The following is a 14,091-nucleotide window of genomic DNA, read 5'->3' on the forward strand; positions in this document are numbered from 1 at the left end:
CCCGGCAGCGCGTTCCCGGTTTGAAACTCCGCCGAAGGCGCGCAACCGCGCGCCTTCCTCGTTCCGGCCCTGACATCGGCTTCGCGGGCAGCCAGCGGACTCGTTTTGTTCGCACGACGCGCGGGGTTGCGTCGATCGACGGGGCCGCCTGAAAAGATGCGCGGGCAGATTTGCGCGGCAAGGTTGCATTCCACTTTATCCCGCGCGTTGCTCAAAAAGCGCACAGACGCGCGCACGAGCGGCATTTCGATGCGGCCCGTGTCTCCGTCCTGCGAAGCAGTGTGACTCAAAAGCCAACACGTCTTGTTATTTCGTGGCTGTCGCGCAGCTCCCGACAAATTTTTCTTTCACGAATCAGCGCACTGATTCATTTTCGCGGCCTGGGGTCAATCTGGAGGCGGAAGGTATGAACGTCATTGTTTTTGCATCACGTAAAGGCGGTTCGGGCAAGAGTACCCTCGCCGCGCATCTCGCCGCGCAGATCAAGGCGAGCAAGCAGGTCATGCTGGTTGACGCCGATCCGCAGGGCTCCCTGACGCTGTGGCACAAGCTCCGCGGCACCAACGAGCCCCCGATCAAGGCTGCCGTCAACTCCGTCAGCGGCATCGTCTCCGCAGCCAAGCGCGACGGTTATGAATGGGTGTTGATCGACACGCCGCCGAACCTGTCGGCCGTCGTCGACGACGCGATCAAGAATGCCACCATGGTGGTCATCCCGGCGCGTCCCGGCGTGTTCGACGTCAACGCCGTGCAGGAAACCATCCAGATGTGTCGCGCCGCGCGCAAGCCCTACGCGGTCGTGCTCAACGGCGCCCCGGCCAAGCGCGACGAAGCCGAAAGCCCGATCGTCACCATCGCCCGCGAAGCCCTAGCGAAATTCCGCGCTCCGGTGTGGGGCGGCCAGATCACCAATCGTTCGGATCTGCTGATGGCGCTCAGCCACGGCGAAGGCGCGCGCGAGTATCAGGCCGAGAGCCGTGCGGCTCAGGAAATCGCCAGGCTCTGGGCGGCGATCGAGCGTTCGGTGAAGGCTATCCGCGGCACCGCGTCGGCCTCCGGCGCAATGCACAAGCAGGCAGCTTAATTTTCATTGGTCATTCCGAACGGCGAAAAACGCGCGGGAATGTCCGCGCGTTTTGCGTTTCTGCTTTCGCTCACGCCACCATCAGCATGTAGAACACGATGACCGGCGACAGGGTCAGGATCACCGACCAGATGCCGACGGCCCAGAGAATGTCCTCGGTGCTGAAGCCCTGCTGTTCGGCGTCGAAATGCGACGCCATTTCATTCTGACTATTCACAAACGCCCCCGCGATTTCTTCGCTTATGGGCGTCGGTGATAGCAGCGATGTTTTAAGATCCGGATCGCATCTGCCCGTGCATTTCGAACACAGGTGCTACCACGGATTAACCATCCCGCGCGCAGCTTCAGCCGACCAGCCACACGCGAAACAGCAGCACCGGCATCAGGCCGAGCATCACGGCCCAGAACCCGAACGACGAGACGACGAGAATTCCCTTCAAGAGATCGGCGGGCGCGAACTGGCTCGCGGCCGTTGGCCGGGTGCGATACCCCATGGTCATTTCCCCTTCGGTAACTTTGGACAGAACGATAGGCGCACTCACGTAAACGAGACGTGGATACGGATTGCGGCAGCTGCGAAGGCCGTTGGGGCGCGGTTAACCACGCGCCGCGCTCTCTCGCACCCTCTCCCCGTTCTTACGGGGAGAGGGTGGGGTGAGGGGCTGTCTCCGCAAATGCTTTGGCGGCTGGACTCGCAGAGGCTCCCCCTCACCCGGAATTTGCGCAGGCGCAAATTCCGGCCTCTCCCCGCAAGCGGGGAGAGGCGAAAGAAGCACTACGCCGCGATCGTCATCCGTCGCTCGATCTCGCGATCGATCGTTGCCGCGAGCTCGCTGCTCACTTCCACCATCGGCAGGCGCACCTCCGGGCTGTCGATCAGGCCGGACCGCCACAGCCAATACTTCGCCGGCGCGGGGCTCGGCTCGGCGAACAACAGCCGCGTCAGCTCGGCGACCTCGTCCCAGCGCGCCTGCGCCGCATCGTGGTTGCCGCGCTTGTGCTCGCTATAAATTGCCGCGAAGGTCGCGGTCTCGACATGGGCTGAGAGCACGATGCCGCCGTCAGCGCCGTCACCGAGCGCCTCGAAATAATTGGCGTCCTCGCCGGTGAGCACGCGAAAGCCCTTCGGCCGGTCGCGCAAGAGCGCGATCGATTGCTCCCGGCTCGCGCCGCAATCCTTCAGGCCGACGATGTTCTTGTGCTCGGCAAGGCGCAGCATGGTCTGGTTGGTGATGTGGACGGCGCAGCGATAGGGAATGTTGTAGAGCGCGATCGGCCATGCGGCGTGGTCGGCGAGCGCCTCGAAATGCGCCAGCAGGCCACGCTGCGACGGCCGCACATAATAGGGGCTGGCGATCAGGTAACCGTCGATCGGCCAGTCCGCGGTCTCGTCGAGGCGCTCCTGCAGACGCGAGGTGTCCGCGCCCGACAGTCCGAGGCAGATCGGCAGGTTGCGGCCGGCGGCCGCCATCTCCTCCCGCACCACGGCGACGAGACGTTCGAGCTCGGCTGCGCGCAGCGTCATGCCTTCACCGGAGGTCGCGCCCAGGATGAGGCCGTCGATGCCGTGCGCGCAATAGTGCCGGGTCAGCCGCCGCAGCGACCTCTCGTCCAGCGCGCCGTCCTGGAACGGCGTCACCAGCGGCAACCACAGCCCGTGCAAGTGATCTCGTAGTCCGGTCATGTTTCCATCTCCTTCTCGGGAAAAATGCCTGAGACGGAGGGCACATGAAAAAACCCCGTCCAGGCGGCGGGGTTTTCGAAGATTTGCAGCGATGACGAAGTCGGCTAGCGCGCGCAAAAATCCGAGGCCCCGGGATGGGGCCCTTTTTTCGAGACGATGGCCTCGAACGAGATTGCGCACGACTTCGTGATCATAGGCCAATGATGCGGGGTAGGCGTGGAACTGTCAATACACGCGCAGGGCGAAGCAATATTTTGACGAAAAAAAGCCGGACCCGAGGGCCCGGCTTAGGTATTGGCCACGTGAGGCCGACACAATCACCTTCCAAGAGGGATTACTGAACTCCCGCGCCACTGGAGGAGGGGGACAAATGCGCAACGCGAAGGCTCAGCGTGCAAACATTATGAGCTTGCCGAGTGCCTTGCAGCAACAGCCGAGGCCGCATGTCAGTCATGCGGAAATCAGGACGGCCAGCGTTGCGCCTTGCTCACCACGAAGTCACGGAACACCTGTACGCGCGCGACCGTCTTCAACTCCTCGGGATAGACGAAGTAGGTGTCGAGCTGGATCGAATCCGACTCGCCGAACAGCTGCACGAGCTTGCTCTGCTCCTCGACGAGGTAATCGGGCAGGGCGGCAATGCCGAGGCCCTGCGCGCAGGCGCGCACGAGACCGAGGATGTTGTTGACCTTGAAATAGGCCTCGCGCGGACCCGAGCCGTTGCGCCCGGCTTCGATCAGCCAGTTGCGGTTCTGCAGGTGCGGCGCGAAGTTGCCGTCCGAGAGCGTGATGATGCGGTGGGAGTCGAGCTCCTCCAGCGTGCGCGGCGTGCCGAAGCGCTTGATGTATTCCGGCGAGCAATAGGCGTGGAAGCCCATCGCGAACAGCTTGCGCTGGATGAGATCCGGCTGCGTCGGCTTGCGGGTGCGGATCGCGACGTCAGCCTCGCGCATCGACAGATCGAGCTCCTCGTCGGTGACGATCAGCGAGATGCGGATCTCCGGATAGAGCGCGGTGAACTCGCCGAGCCGCGGGATCAGCCAGTTGATGCCGACGCCGGGCGTGGTGGTGATCTTGAGATCGCCGCTCGGCCGCTCGCGGCTGTCGGTCAGCTTGGCGCGCGCCGCCTGCAGCTGCATGAACACGTCATGCGCGGTGCGGAACAACAGGTCGCCCTGCTCGGTGAGGATCAGCCCGCGGGCGTGGCGGTGGAACAGCGAGACCGAGAGCTCCTGCTCCAGCGCCGAGACCTGGCGCGACACCGCCGATTGCGACAGGCCGAGCTGCTCGCCCGCATGCGTGAAGCTGCCCGCTTCCGCCGCGGCGTGAAACACCTTCAGCTTGTCCCAGTCCATATCCGTAAATCCGTCGCGTGTTCGGGGCATGATTCTATTCCGCTGCCGCGCGCTCGCTGGCGCGAAGGGCCAAGAAACGTTCGGCTTCGAGTGCGGCCATGCAGCCGAGGCCGGCGGCCGTCACGGCCTGGCGATAGGTTTCGTCGGCGACGTCGCCGGCGGCGAACAGGCCGGGCACCGAGGTCGCGGTCGAGTTCGGAGCGACCTCGATATAGCCGGAGGGTTTCAGCTTGACCTGATCCTTGACAAGCTCGGTCGCCGGCGCATGCCCGATGGCGATGAAGATGCCGTCGGCCTTGACGTCCGTCAGCGCGCCGGTCTTGACGTTCTTGAGCCGGACATGGGTGACCTTATTGGGGTTCTCGGTGCCGCAGATCTCGTCGACCGCGGCGTCCCAGATCACCTTGATCTTCGGATGCTTGAACAGGCGCTCCTGCAGGATACGCTCGGCCCGGAAATGATCGCGACGATGCACGATCGTGACCTGCGAGGCATGGTTGGTGAGGTACAGTGCTTCCTCGACCGCGGTGTTACCGCCGCCGACCACGATCACCTCCTTGCCACGGTAGAAGAAGCCGTCGCAGGTGGCGCAGGCCGACACGCCGCCGCCCTGGAACTTGGCTTCCGACGGCAGCCCGAGCCAGCGCGCCTGCGCGCCGGTGGCCAGGATCACGGTCTCGGCGAGATAGACGTCGCCGCTGTCGCAGGTGAGGCGGAACGGCCGCTGGGCCGTCTCCAGCTTGGTCACCAGGTCGGAGACGATCTTGGTGCCGACATGGACCGCCTGCTTCTCCATCTGCTCCATCAGCCAGGGGCCCTGGATCACGTCGGCGAAGCCTGGATAGTTCTCGACGTCGGTTGTGATGGTGAGCTGGCCGCCGGGCTGGATGCCCTGGATCAGGATCGGCTCAAGCATCGCGCGCGCGGCGTAGATCGCGGCGGTGTAGCCAGCCGGGCCGGAGCCGATGATGACGACCTTTGCATGAACAGGAGCGGACATTTCGATGGACGCCTTTCACGGGGGATTTGCAGCGCGGGCGCGGAATGTGCCGGGAGGCCTAGCGGAGGCGCTGAAATATCAGAGCTAATCTAAGCAATCTGGCGAGCCATGCAAGAATTGCATTCCCTATCGGCGGATTTTTCCAACAGGGAACAAAAGTCGATTGCGCTGCACGCGCAATAAAATTGCGCCGGCGGTGCGGATTGGGCTATGAGGATTTCGACAAATCACCCAATACCGCCGCAAAGGCCAGGAGTTCCAATCACGTGTCGCGGAACCTAGACGAGATCGACCTGAAAATTCTCACCGAGATTCAGGCCGACGGTCGAATCACCAATGTCGAGCTGGCCAAGCGCGTCGGCATCTCGCCGCCGCCCTGTCTGCGCCGCGTCCGGGCGCTGGAGGAGGAGGGTTACATCCACGGCTATCGCGGCCTCCTGGACGCACGCAAGCTGGGCTTCGACGTCACCGTTTTCGCCGCCGTGCACCTGTCCAGCCAGGCCGAAGGAGATTTGCGCGCGTTCGAGGAGTTCGTCCGCGCCGAGCCCCTGGTGCGGGAATGCTGGATGCTGTCCGGCGAGGTCGATTTCATCCTGAAATGCGTCGCCCCCGACATGGCGACCTTCCAGGATTTCGTCACGCACCTCACCGCGGCGCCGCATGTCCGCAACGTGCGCACGTCATTGGTGCTGCACAATTCGAAGTACGAGGCGGCCGTGCCGCTCGAGGTGAAGGGACGGCGGTAGGTCGCGCGAACTCGTGCCCCGGACGCAGCGCAGCGCTTCTTCAGTGGTCCGCTGCAGAACCGGGGCCCCTCTCACCGCGTGCCGTGCTGCCTTCTGGGTCCCGGCTCTGCGCAGCAACGCTAAGGGCGTTGCAGCGCGTCCGGGACACCAGACGCAGAAACAAAAAGGCCGCGCACTGCGCGGCCTTTTCGAAACGTCAGCAGACGCAGCGGCAAGTCCTTACCGCCACTCCACCTTGGTGATCTCGTACGCCTTGGCGCCGCCCGGCGTGTTGACCTCGACCGTGGCGCCCTTCTTCTTGCCGATCAATGCGCGTGCGAGCGGCGAGGTGATCGAGATCCGGCCCTTCTTGGCGTCCGCCTCGACCTCGCCGACGATCTGCCACACCGTCTTCTTCTCGGTGTCCTCATCGACCAGCGTCACGGTGGCGCCGAACTTGATGGTATCGCCGGAGAGCTTGGAGATGTCGATGATGTCGGCGCGCGCGAGCTTGTCCTCGAGCTCGGCGATGCGGCCCTCATTGTGCGACTGCTCTTCCTTCGCGGCATGATATTCCGCGTTCTCCGACAGGTCTCCGTGCGAGCGCGCCTCGGCGATATGCTCGATGATCCGCGGACGGTCCACGGACTGGCGCTGCTTCAATTCTTCCCCGAGCGCGACAAAGCCGGCCTGGGTCATCGGAACCTTTTCCATCGTCTCTCTCGTCCTTCGATCGTGCGCCCCAGAATGCGGATGGGCGCCGCAACCTTGATTCGTCAGTCCTCCAGAGCCCAAAGAGGGGCTGCCGGACCTTGACAGATATGGGCTTTAGCGCCGGAACAGAACTACCACCTGGCCGGACAGTTCCTCCGGCCATTGTGGCTTCATTGCCAATCAGTTAGCGGAAGCTTCGCTGCCGCTAGCGATCAGGTTTCCGAAAAGTAGCTCTGCAGGGTACGAACCTCAAGGTCCCCGCCCAAATAGGCGCGGATGCCCTGCGCGGCCGCCACGGCCCCGGAAAGAGTGGTGTAATATGGCACTTTATGCAAGAGGGCCGCGCGCCGCAGCGAGCGGCTGTCGGCCAGCGCCTGCGGGCCTTCGGTGGTGTTGAAGACGAGCTGGACGTCGCCATTGGTGATGGCATCGACGATGTGCGGCCGCCCTTCCAGCACCTTGTTCACCTTCTCGGTCGGGATGCCTTGGTCGGTCAGGAAGCGCGCCGTGCCCGAGGTCGCCAGCACCTTGAAGCCGAGCGAATGCAATTCGCGCACGGCATCCGCGATGCGCGTCTTGTCGCTTTCGCGCACCGAGACGAACACAGTGCCCTTGCGCGGCACCCGCGTGCCGCCGCCGAGCTGACTCTTGGCGAAGGCGACCGCAAACGAGCGGTCGATCCCCATGACCTCGCCGGTCGAGCGCATCTCGGGGCCGAGCACGGTGTCGACGCCAGGGAAGCGCGCGAACGGGAAGACCGATTCCTTGACGCCGACGTGCTTGAGCGCCGCCTTCTTCAGCTTGAAATCGGCAAGTTTCTCGCCGGCCATGATGCGCGCGGCGATCTTGGCGACCGGCGTGCCGATCACCTTGGCGACGAACGGCACGGTGCGCGAGGCGCGCGGATTGACCTCGAGCACGTAGATCTCGCCGTCCTTGATGGCGTATTGCACGTTCATCAGGCCGATGACGTCGAGGCCGAGCGCGAGCTCGCGGGTCTGCCGCTCCAGCTCCTCGATCATTTCCGCATCGAGCGAGTGCGGCGGCAGCGAGCAGGCGCTGTCGCCGGAATGGATGCCGGCTTCCTCGATGTGCTCCATGATGCCGACGATGAAGGTGTCCTTGCCGTCGCACAGGCAGTCGACGTCGATTTCCGTGGCGTCCGACAAATAGCGGTCGAACAGCAGCGGGTTCTTGCCGAGCACGGTGTTGATCTGCCCGGTCTTGTCGTTCGGATAGCGTGCCTTGACGTCGGCCGGCACCAGCTCCGGCAGCGTGCCGAGCAGATAATCGTTGAGCTGGTTCTCCTCGCGGATGATCTGCATCGCGCGGCCGCCGAGCACGTAGGACGGGCGCACCACCAGCGGCAGGCCGAGATCGGCGGAGACGAGGCGGGCCTGCTCGACCGAATAGGCGATGCCGTTCTTCGGTTGCTTGAGGCGCAGCTTGTCGAGCACGCGCTTGAAGCGGTCGCGGTCCTCGGCGAGGTCGATGGCGTCGGGCGAGGTGCCGAGGATCGGCACTTCGGCGGCTTCCAGCGCACGCGCCAGCTTCAGTGGGGTCTGGCCGCCGAACTGCACGATCACGCCGTGCAGCGTGCCCTTGCTGCGCTCCTTGGCGATGATCTCCAGCACGTCCTCGGCGGTGAGCGGCTCGAAATAGAGCCGGTCGGCGGTGTCGTAGTCGGTCGACACCGTCTCCGGATTGCAGTTGACCATGATGGATTCGTAGCCGGCGTCATGCAGCGCGAAGCAGGCGTGACAGCAGCAATAGTCGAACTCGATGCCCTGGCCGATGCGATTGGGACCGCCGCCGAGAATGATGACCTTCTTCTTGTCGGACGGCGCGCTCTCGTCCGCGGGCAGGCCGGCGAACGGCGCCTCATAGGTCGAGTACATGTAGGCGGTCGGCGAGGCGAACTCGGCCGCGCAGGTGTCGATGCGCTTGTATACCGGGTGAACGCCGAGCGCGTGGCGCTTCGCCTTGACTTCGGCCTCCGTCGTCTCGGCCAGCACGGCGAGCCGCGCGTCGGAGAAGCCCATGGCTTTCAGCGTGCGCATGCCGAAGGCGTTGCCAGGCAGGCCGTTCTTCCTGACCTTGTCCTCCATCTCGACGATGCCGCGCATCTCGGCGAGGAACCACGGATCGATCTTGCAGGAGTTGAAGATGTCCTCGTTCGACCAGCCGAGCCGCATGGCCTGGGCGACCTGGAGGATGCGGTTCGGCGTCGGAGTGCCGAGCGCGGCGCGGATCGCGTTCTTGTCGTCGTCGCGGCCGAGGCCCTCGATCTCGATCTCGTCGAGGCCGGTCAATCCCGTCTCGAGCCCGCGCAGCGCCTTTTGCAGGCTTTCCTGGAAGGTGCGGCCGATCGCCATGACTTCGCCGACCGATTTCATCGAGGTGGTCAGCGTGGTCGAGGCGCCCGGGAATTTCTCGAAGGCAAAACGCGGCACCTTGGTGACGACGTAGTCGATGGTCGGCTCGAACGAGGCCGGCGTCGCGCCGCCGGTAATGTCGTTGGCGATCTCGTCGAGCGTGTAGCCGACCGCGAGCTTGGCGGCGACCTTGGCGATCGGAAAACCGGTGGCTTTCGAGGCCAGCGCGGAGGAGCGCGACACGCGCGGATTCATCTCGATGACGACCATGCGGCCGTCTTCGGGATTGACGCCGAACTGAACGTTAGAGCCGCCGGTCTCGACCCCGATCTCGCGCAGCACCGCCAGCGAGGCGTCGCGCATGATCTGGTATTCCTTGTCGGTCAGCGTCAGCGCCGGCGCCACCGTGATGGAATCGCCGGTGTGCACGCCCATCGGATCGAGGTTCTCGATCGAGCAGACGATGATGCAATTGTCTTTCTTGTCGCGCACCACCTCCATCTCGTACTCTTTCCAGCCGAGCACGGACTCCTCGATCAGCACTTCGTTGGTGGGAGACGCGTCAAGGCCGCGCTCGATGATGTCGAGGAACTCTTCCTTGTTGTAGGCGATGCCGCCGCCGGTGCCGCCCATCGTGAAGGAGGGGCGGATGATCGCAGGGAGGCCGATCTCGGACAGCGCCATCATGGCCTGGCCGAAGGCGTATTCCTGGTAGCGCTTGCGACGCTCGCTCTCGCCGAGCGTCCATTGCCGGTCGAGCTCTTCGAGCTCGGCGCCCGAAGCTTTTGCGCGCGCGGCCTGATACTTCTCGCGGAACGACTTCTTCAGCTCGGAGGCGTTGGCGAGCCGGGACTTCGGCGTCTCGAGCCCGATCTTGGTCATGGCCTCGCGGAACAGCTGGCGGTCTTCGGCCTTGTCGATGGCGTCGGCGGTGGCGCCGATCATCTCGACGTCGAACTTCTCCAGCGTGCCCTGCCGGCGCAGCGACAGCGCGCAGTTCAGCGCGGTCTGGCCACCCATGGTCGGCAGCAGCGCGAAGCCGCCGGGGACGACGTGACGTTCCTTCTCGATGATCTTGGCGACGATCTCGGGCGTGATCGGCTCGATATAGGTCGCATCGGCCAATTCCGGGTCGGTCATGATGGTGGCCGGGTTGGAATTGACGAGGACGATGCGATAGCCCTCCTCCTTCAGCGTCTTCACCGCCTGGGTGCCCGAATAGTCGAACTCGCAGGCCTGGCCGATCACGATGGGACCGGCGCCGATGATCAGGATGGTCGAGATGTCGGTTCGTTTGGGCATCACCGCTCACGGGCTGGGATCTGGGCACAAAAAAAGGGCGCGCTTGCCGCGCGTCCCCATTTGGCGAGAGCGCGGGGGTCTCCCTCGCGCGCGGGTGGGTCTTAAACCAGTTTTTGGAGCGGCGAAACCCCGAAAAACGCCCATCAACCGCCAATTTTCAGGCGTTTGGGACTCTGCCGAGCGCGCCCGGCTTCGCCCGTTGGGCTTCGCCGCGGCAGCCTTCGCTACGAAGGGCTTGCCGAGCCGAAGCTGGCGAAGCCAGCGAAGCGTGGAGACCCGGCCTGGATTTGAACCAGGATGAAGAGCGATGCACCGCCCCCGCGTAGACATTTCCGCCACCGGGCCATCAGGATTATTCCCGATCGGCGTGCGCCAGGCCACCTCAGCTGATCGTTATGCTTAACGGATCAGAGGCGGCCTCGCGATGAAGGTCATGCGCCAGCGGTTGTGCCCGATATTGCTGTGGGCGCGCTGGACCGCGAAGCCCGCCGCCTTCAGCTTGGCCGTGATCTCGTCCTCGCTGTAGCGCTGCAGTCCGATCTTCGAGCGCAGCTGGCGATAATCCGACAGCGCGGTGCTGATCAGCCCGATCAGCGCGTCCTTCAGAAATCCGTGACGCAGGCCGAACCCGAGCAGCGCCATCACATCCCTGACCATGCCGACATTGGGCTGTAGAACGTCCCCCAGCACCAGCTTGCCGGAGGGTTTCAGGATGCGGCGGATGTTCAATAGCGCCGCATCGAGCTCGTCCGGCGTCATGTATTGTGCGACCGAGTTCATCACGACGAGATCGATCGACTGATCCTGCATCTTGCGGACGTCCTCGAGCGAGCGGACGCGGATCTTGGTGTTTGGGGCAAACCGCGCGATCAGCCGGCCGCGCACGCCCGGCGCGGGCTCGGCCAGGATCAGCATGCCGCAGGCGGCCGCCACCTGGCTCGCCGACAGCGCTTCGCCGCAGGCATAGTCCAGCACCGTCGCATCGGGCGAGGGGATGTAGCCGATGATGTCCCGCGCAATGATCTGGAAGTGCAAGTCGCGATGCAGCTTGCTGACATAGATCGTATGCGTCGAGTCGTAATAATCGATCCAATCGTCCATTGGTATCCCGCCCAGGGGTTCCTATCTAGGAACCGCGCTGCCCACCTTGCGTTAGGGGTGCGGCGGCGCGCCGTCAATGTCCGCGTCCTAACAGGAAGGTCTCCCGTGAGCAAAACCAACAACAAGGTCTCGCCCGAACTCGATACCCCCACGGATTTGTCGCCCGACGGGGTCAAGAAAGTCTCTGAGGCGCTCAACGTGCTTCTGGCCGACGCGTTCGCGCTTTATCTGAAGACCAAGAATTTCCACTGGCACATCAGCGGGCGCCACTTCCGCGATTACCATCTGCTGCTCGACGAGCAGTCCGACCAGATCTTCGCCACCACCGACCAGCTCGCCGAGCGCGTCCGCAAGATCGGCGGCACCACGCTGAGGTCGATCGGCCAGGTCGCAAAGCTCCAGACCATCAAGGACAACAACGAGGACTACGTCCCGCCGCGCGAGATGCTGCGCGAACTGATGCAGGACAACAAGCACGTCGCAGCCGCGATGCGCAAGGCGCACGACGTCTGCGACGAGGCCGGCGACGTTGCCAGCGCCAGCATTTTGGAGAATTTCATCGACGAGACCGAGCGCCGCACCTGGTTCCTGTTTGAAGCGACGAGGCAGGAAGGCGGCAACGAGGCGTAGGCCGAGCTTTCGTAGGGTGGGCAAAGCGAAACGTGCCCACCAACAGGAGTGTGCGGATGGAGTGGCGGGCACGGCGCGCAGGGGCGCGCCTTTGCCCACCCTACCGCACCGCGCTCGTAGTTACCGCCACAGCCGCATCAGCGCGCCGTCCTTCCCGGTCACGGGATCAGCCGGCGGCAGCGCCACTTGCGGAATCGTCTTCAGCGCTTTCACATGGTTCTCCGGCGTTGCGCGCGTGATCTCCATTTTTGCGCCTGGCGGATAGGCGCCGATCACGCAAAAATCATCGCTCGCCTTGATGCATTGATGTCCGGTGCCGGCGGGCAGGATCGCGACGTCGCCGGCCTTGATGTCCAGCTCCTGGCCGTGATCGCCGCCGAAACGCACGCGGGCGCTGCCGCGCGCGACGCCGAGCACCTCATGCACCGTCGCATGATAATGCAGATAATCGTAGACGCCGTTGCGCCACGTCCCGCCCCAGCCGTTCGCTTCGAACAGATTCTCGATAGTCTCTTCCGGGCGCTTTGGGTCGAGCTTCACCGCGCCCTGGTAGACCAGGAACGGAAGGATGTTGTTCGGCACGAGCCCGTCATCCTCGAAAACAATGGCGAGCGTCTCGGCCTTGTCGCGGACGACGGACATGGCTGTGCTCCTGCGCAAGAATAGCAGGGATCAACTAAACGCGTACGGCGACGTTCCTCGTTCCACCGTCATTCCGGGGCGACGCGCAGCGTCGAGCCCGGAATCCATGGCGCTGCAGAGTCTGTTGCCAGATGGATTCCGGGCTCGCGCTACGCGCGCCCCGGGATGAAAAAGTCCGGGCGAGCCCGGACTTTTGTGGTGAAGTATTCCGGGAGAACGCGCCTTACGCCCTCTTCCTCTGCCGCATCAGATCGGCGAAGCGCTGGAACAAATAATGCGAGTCGCGCGGGCCGGGTGAGGCCTCGGGATGGTATTGCACGGAGAATACCGGCTTGCCGTCGAGCTGGATGCCGCAGTTGGACCCATCAAACAAGGAAATGTGGGTCTGCGTCGCGCCCTTCGGCAGCGTCGTCTCGTCGACGGCAAAGCCGTGGTTCATCGAGGTGATCTCGACCTTGCCGGTGGTCTCGTCCTTGACGGGGTGATTGGCCCCGTGATGGCCCTGATGCATCTTCTTGGTCTTGGCGCCGACGGCAAGGCCCAGCATCTGGTGGCCGAGGCAGATGCCGAAGGTCGGCGTGCCCGATTTGATCACGTCGCGGATCACGGGCACGGCATATTTGCCGGTCGCGGCCGGATCGCCCGGACCGTTGGACAGGAACACGCCGTCCGGCTTCAACGCCAGGATGTCTTCGGCCGGGGTCGTCGCCGGCACCACCGTCACCTTGCAGCCGACGCCGGCGAGCAGGCGCAGGATGTTGCGCTTGATGCCGTAGTCGATGGCGACGACGTTGAACTTGGGCTTGTCCTGCCTGCCAAACCCATTGTCCCAGGCCCAGGGCGTCTCGTCCCAGGTGAAGCGCTGGCCGCTCGTCACCATCGGCACGAGGTCCATGCCCTCGAGGCCCGGCCACTCGCGCGCTTCTTCCTTGAGGCCGTGCAGGTCGAACTCGCCGGTTCTGGAATGCGCGATCACGGCATTTGGCATGCCCTTGGAGCGGATCAGCGCGGTCAGCGCGCGGGTGTCGATGCCGGAAAGGCCGATGATGCCGCGGGCCTTGAGCCAGGCATCGAGATGCTTGGTGGCGCGGTAGTTCGAGGGATTGGTGATCGCGGTGCGCAGGATCACACCGCGCGCGCCGGGCGTCGCGGCCATGTTCACCGTCTCGATGTCGTCCTCATTGGTACCGACATTGCCGATATGCGGGAAGGTGAAGGTGATGAGCTGGCCGGCATAGGAGGGATCGGTCAGGATCTCCTCATAGCCGGTCATTGCGGTGTTGAAGCAGACCTCGCCGACGGCGTGGCCCTCGGCGCCGAGACCAAAGCCCTCCAGCACCGTGCCGTCGGCAAGCACGAGGAGCGCGGTCGGTTTGTGGTCCGGCCAGGCGGGATCGTTGTCATGTTGTGTCATGAGCCCGCTTCATAAGCCCCCCGCGTGTGCACGTCAAAGCGAGAGAAGGCCGATTCACATGCGTT

Annotated in this window: 13 protein-coding genes; 3 read left to right on the plus strand and 10 right to left on the minus strand. The window is 64.1% G+C overall.

Going from position 1 to position 14,091, the window contains the following annotated elements; genetic code table 11:
* Positions 1-406 precede the first annotated feature (406 nt).
* Positions 407-1,084, plus strand: a complete 678-nt coding sequence (locus tag ACVWYQ_RS30025; protein WP_025032179.1) for a ParA family protein — start codon at positions 407-409, stop codon at positions 1,082-1,084.
* Positions 1,085-1,154: 70 nt separating this feature from the next.
* Here ACVWYQ_RS30025 and ACVWYQ_RS30030 read toward each other — a convergent pair whose 3' ends face one another.
* The 5 genes from ACVWYQ_RS30030 to trxB form a co-directional block, all read right to left on the minus strand.
* Complete coding sequence (locus ACVWYQ_RS30030; RefSeq protein WP_260345777.1) at positions 1,155-1,283, minus strand: hypothetical protein; 129 nt, start codon at positions 1,281-1,283, stop codon at positions 1,155-1,157.
* A gap of 145 nt (positions 1,284-1,428) precedes the next feature.
* Positions 1,429-1,578, minus strand: a complete 150-nt coding sequence (locus tag ACVWYQ_RS30035) for a hypothetical protein (RefSeq protein WP_167361666.1) — start codon at positions 1,576-1,578, stop codon at positions 1,429-1,431.
* Between the two features lie 281 nt (positions 1,579-1,859).
* Positions 1,860-2,768: a 4-hydroxy-tetrahydrodipicolinate synthase family protein gene (locus tag ACVWYQ_RS30040; protein WP_404653721.1), complete on the minus strand. Its 909-nt coding sequence runs from the start codon at positions 2,766-2,768 to the stop codon at positions 1,860-1,862.
* A gap of 461 nt (positions 2,769-3,229) precedes the next feature.
* A complete protein-coding gene (locus ACVWYQ_RS30045) occupies positions 3,230-4,153 on the minus strand; it encodes a LysR family transcriptional regulator (RefSeq protein WP_025032176.1) in 924 nt (307 codons plus the stop codon).
* A 4-nt stretch (positions 4,154-4,157) separates the two neighbouring features.
* Entirely contained in the window at positions 4,158-5,123 is a 966-nt protein-coding gene (gene trxB / locus ACVWYQ_RS30050; protein WP_036009535.1) for a thioredoxin-disulfide reductase, read from the minus strand.
* A 266-nt stretch (positions 5,124-5,389) separates the two neighbouring features.
* On the opposite strand from trxB, the gene ACVWYQ_RS30055 reads away from it, so the two are divergent.
* A complete protein-coding gene (locus ACVWYQ_RS30055; protein ID WP_271538919.1) occupies positions 5,390-5,869 on the plus strand; it encodes an Lrp/AsnC family transcriptional regulator in 480 nt (159 codons plus the stop codon).
* A gap of 219 nt (positions 5,870-6,088) precedes the next feature.
* Here ACVWYQ_RS30055 and greA read toward each other — a convergent pair whose 3' ends face one another.
* The 3 genes from greA to ACVWYQ_RS30070 all read right to left on the minus strand — a co-directional run bounded on the left by greA (position 6,089) and on the right by ACVWYQ_RS30070 (position 11,340).
* Positions 6,089-6,562, minus strand: coding sequence for a transcription elongation factor GreA (gene greA / locus ACVWYQ_RS30060; RefSeq protein ID WP_036009537.1), 474 nt, complete (start codon positions 6,560-6,562; stop codon positions 6,089-6,091).
* Between the two features lie 212 nt (positions 6,563-6,774).
* A complete protein-coding gene (carB, locus tag ACVWYQ_RS30065) occupies positions 6,775-10,239 on the minus strand; it encodes a carbamoyl-phosphate synthase large subunit (protein ID WP_456726652.1) in 3,465 nt (1,154 codons plus the stop codon).
* Positions 10,240-10,638: 399 nt separating this feature from the next.
* Positions 10,639-11,340, minus strand: a complete 702-nt coding sequence (locus ACVWYQ_RS30070; protein ID WP_275508069.1) for a class I SAM-dependent methyltransferase — start codon at positions 11,338-11,340, stop codon at positions 10,639-10,641.
* Between the two features lie 105 nt (positions 11,341-11,445).
* Between ACVWYQ_RS30070 and ACVWYQ_RS30075 the strand changes: the two genes are divergently transcribed.
* Positions 11,446-11,970, plus strand: a complete 525-nt coding sequence (locus ACVWYQ_RS30075) for a Dps family protein (protein ID WP_057027720.1) — start codon at positions 11,446-11,448, stop codon at positions 11,968-11,970.
* 120 nt (positions 11,971-12,090) lie between these two features.
* On the opposite strand, the gene ACVWYQ_RS30080 is transcribed toward ACVWYQ_RS30075, so the two are convergent.
* Both ACVWYQ_RS30080 and carA read right to left on the minus strand, forming a co-directional pair.
* Positions 12,091-12,612, minus strand: a complete 522-nt coding sequence (locus ACVWYQ_RS30080) for a hypothetical protein (RefSeq protein ID WP_404543894.1) — start codon at positions 12,610-12,612, stop codon at positions 12,091-12,093.
* A gap of 223 nt (positions 12,613-12,835) precedes the next feature.
* Positions 12,836-14,026 carry a glutamine-hydrolyzing carbamoyl-phosphate synthase small subunit gene (gene carA, locus ACVWYQ_RS30085; RefSeq protein WP_456726653.1) on the minus strand — a complete coding sequence of 397 codons (1,191 nt, stop codon included), beginning with the start codon at positions 14,024-14,026 and terminating at the stop codon, positions 12,836-12,838.
* Between the last annotated feature and the right edge of the window lie 65 nt (positions 14,027-14,091).

Source organism: Bradyrhizobium sp. USDA 3397 (genome assembly GCF_054060965.1).

Coding starts and splice junctions, on each gene's coding strand:
- ACVWYQ_RS30025 (WP_025032179.1), top strand. CDS start 407: ATGAACGTCATTGTTTTTGCATCACGTAAAGGCGGTTCGGGCAAGAGT.
- ACVWYQ_RS30035 (WP_167361666.1), bottom strand. CDS start 1,578: ATGGGGTATCGCACCCGGCCAACGGCCGCGAGCCAGTTCGCGCCCGCC.
- ACVWYQ_RS30080 (WP_404543894.1), bottom strand. CDS start 12,612: ATGTCCGTCGTCCGCGACAAGGCCGAGACGCTCGCCATTGTTTTCGAG.
- ACVWYQ_RS30070 (WP_275508069.1), bottom strand. CDS start 11,340: ATGGACGATTGGATCGATTATTACGACTCGACGCATACGATCTATGTC.
- carA (WP_456726653.1), bottom strand. CDS start 14,026: ATGACACAACATGACAACGATCCCGCCTGGCCGGACCACAAACCGACC.
- trxB (WP_036009535.1), bottom strand. CDS start 5,123: ATGTCCGCTCCTGTTCATGCAAAGGTCGTCATCATCGGCTCCGGCCCG.
- carB (WP_456726652.1), bottom strand. CDS start 10,239: ATGCCCAAACGAACCGACATCTCGACCATCCTGATCATCGGCGCCGGT.
- ACVWYQ_RS30030 (WP_260345777.1), bottom strand. CDS start 1,283: ATGGCGTCGCATTTCGACGCCGAACAGCAGGGCTTCAGCACCGAGGAC.
- ACVWYQ_RS30040 (WP_404653721.1), bottom strand. CDS start 2,768: ATGACCGGACTACGAGATCACTTGCACGGGCTGTGGTTGCCGCTGGTG.
- ACVWYQ_RS30045 (WP_025032176.1), bottom strand. CDS start 4,153: ATGCCCCGAACACGCGACGGATTTACGGATATGGACTGGGACAAGCTG.
- greA (WP_036009537.1), bottom strand. CDS start 6,562: ATGGAAAAGGTTCCGATGACCCAGGCCGGCTTTGTCGCGCTCGGGGAA.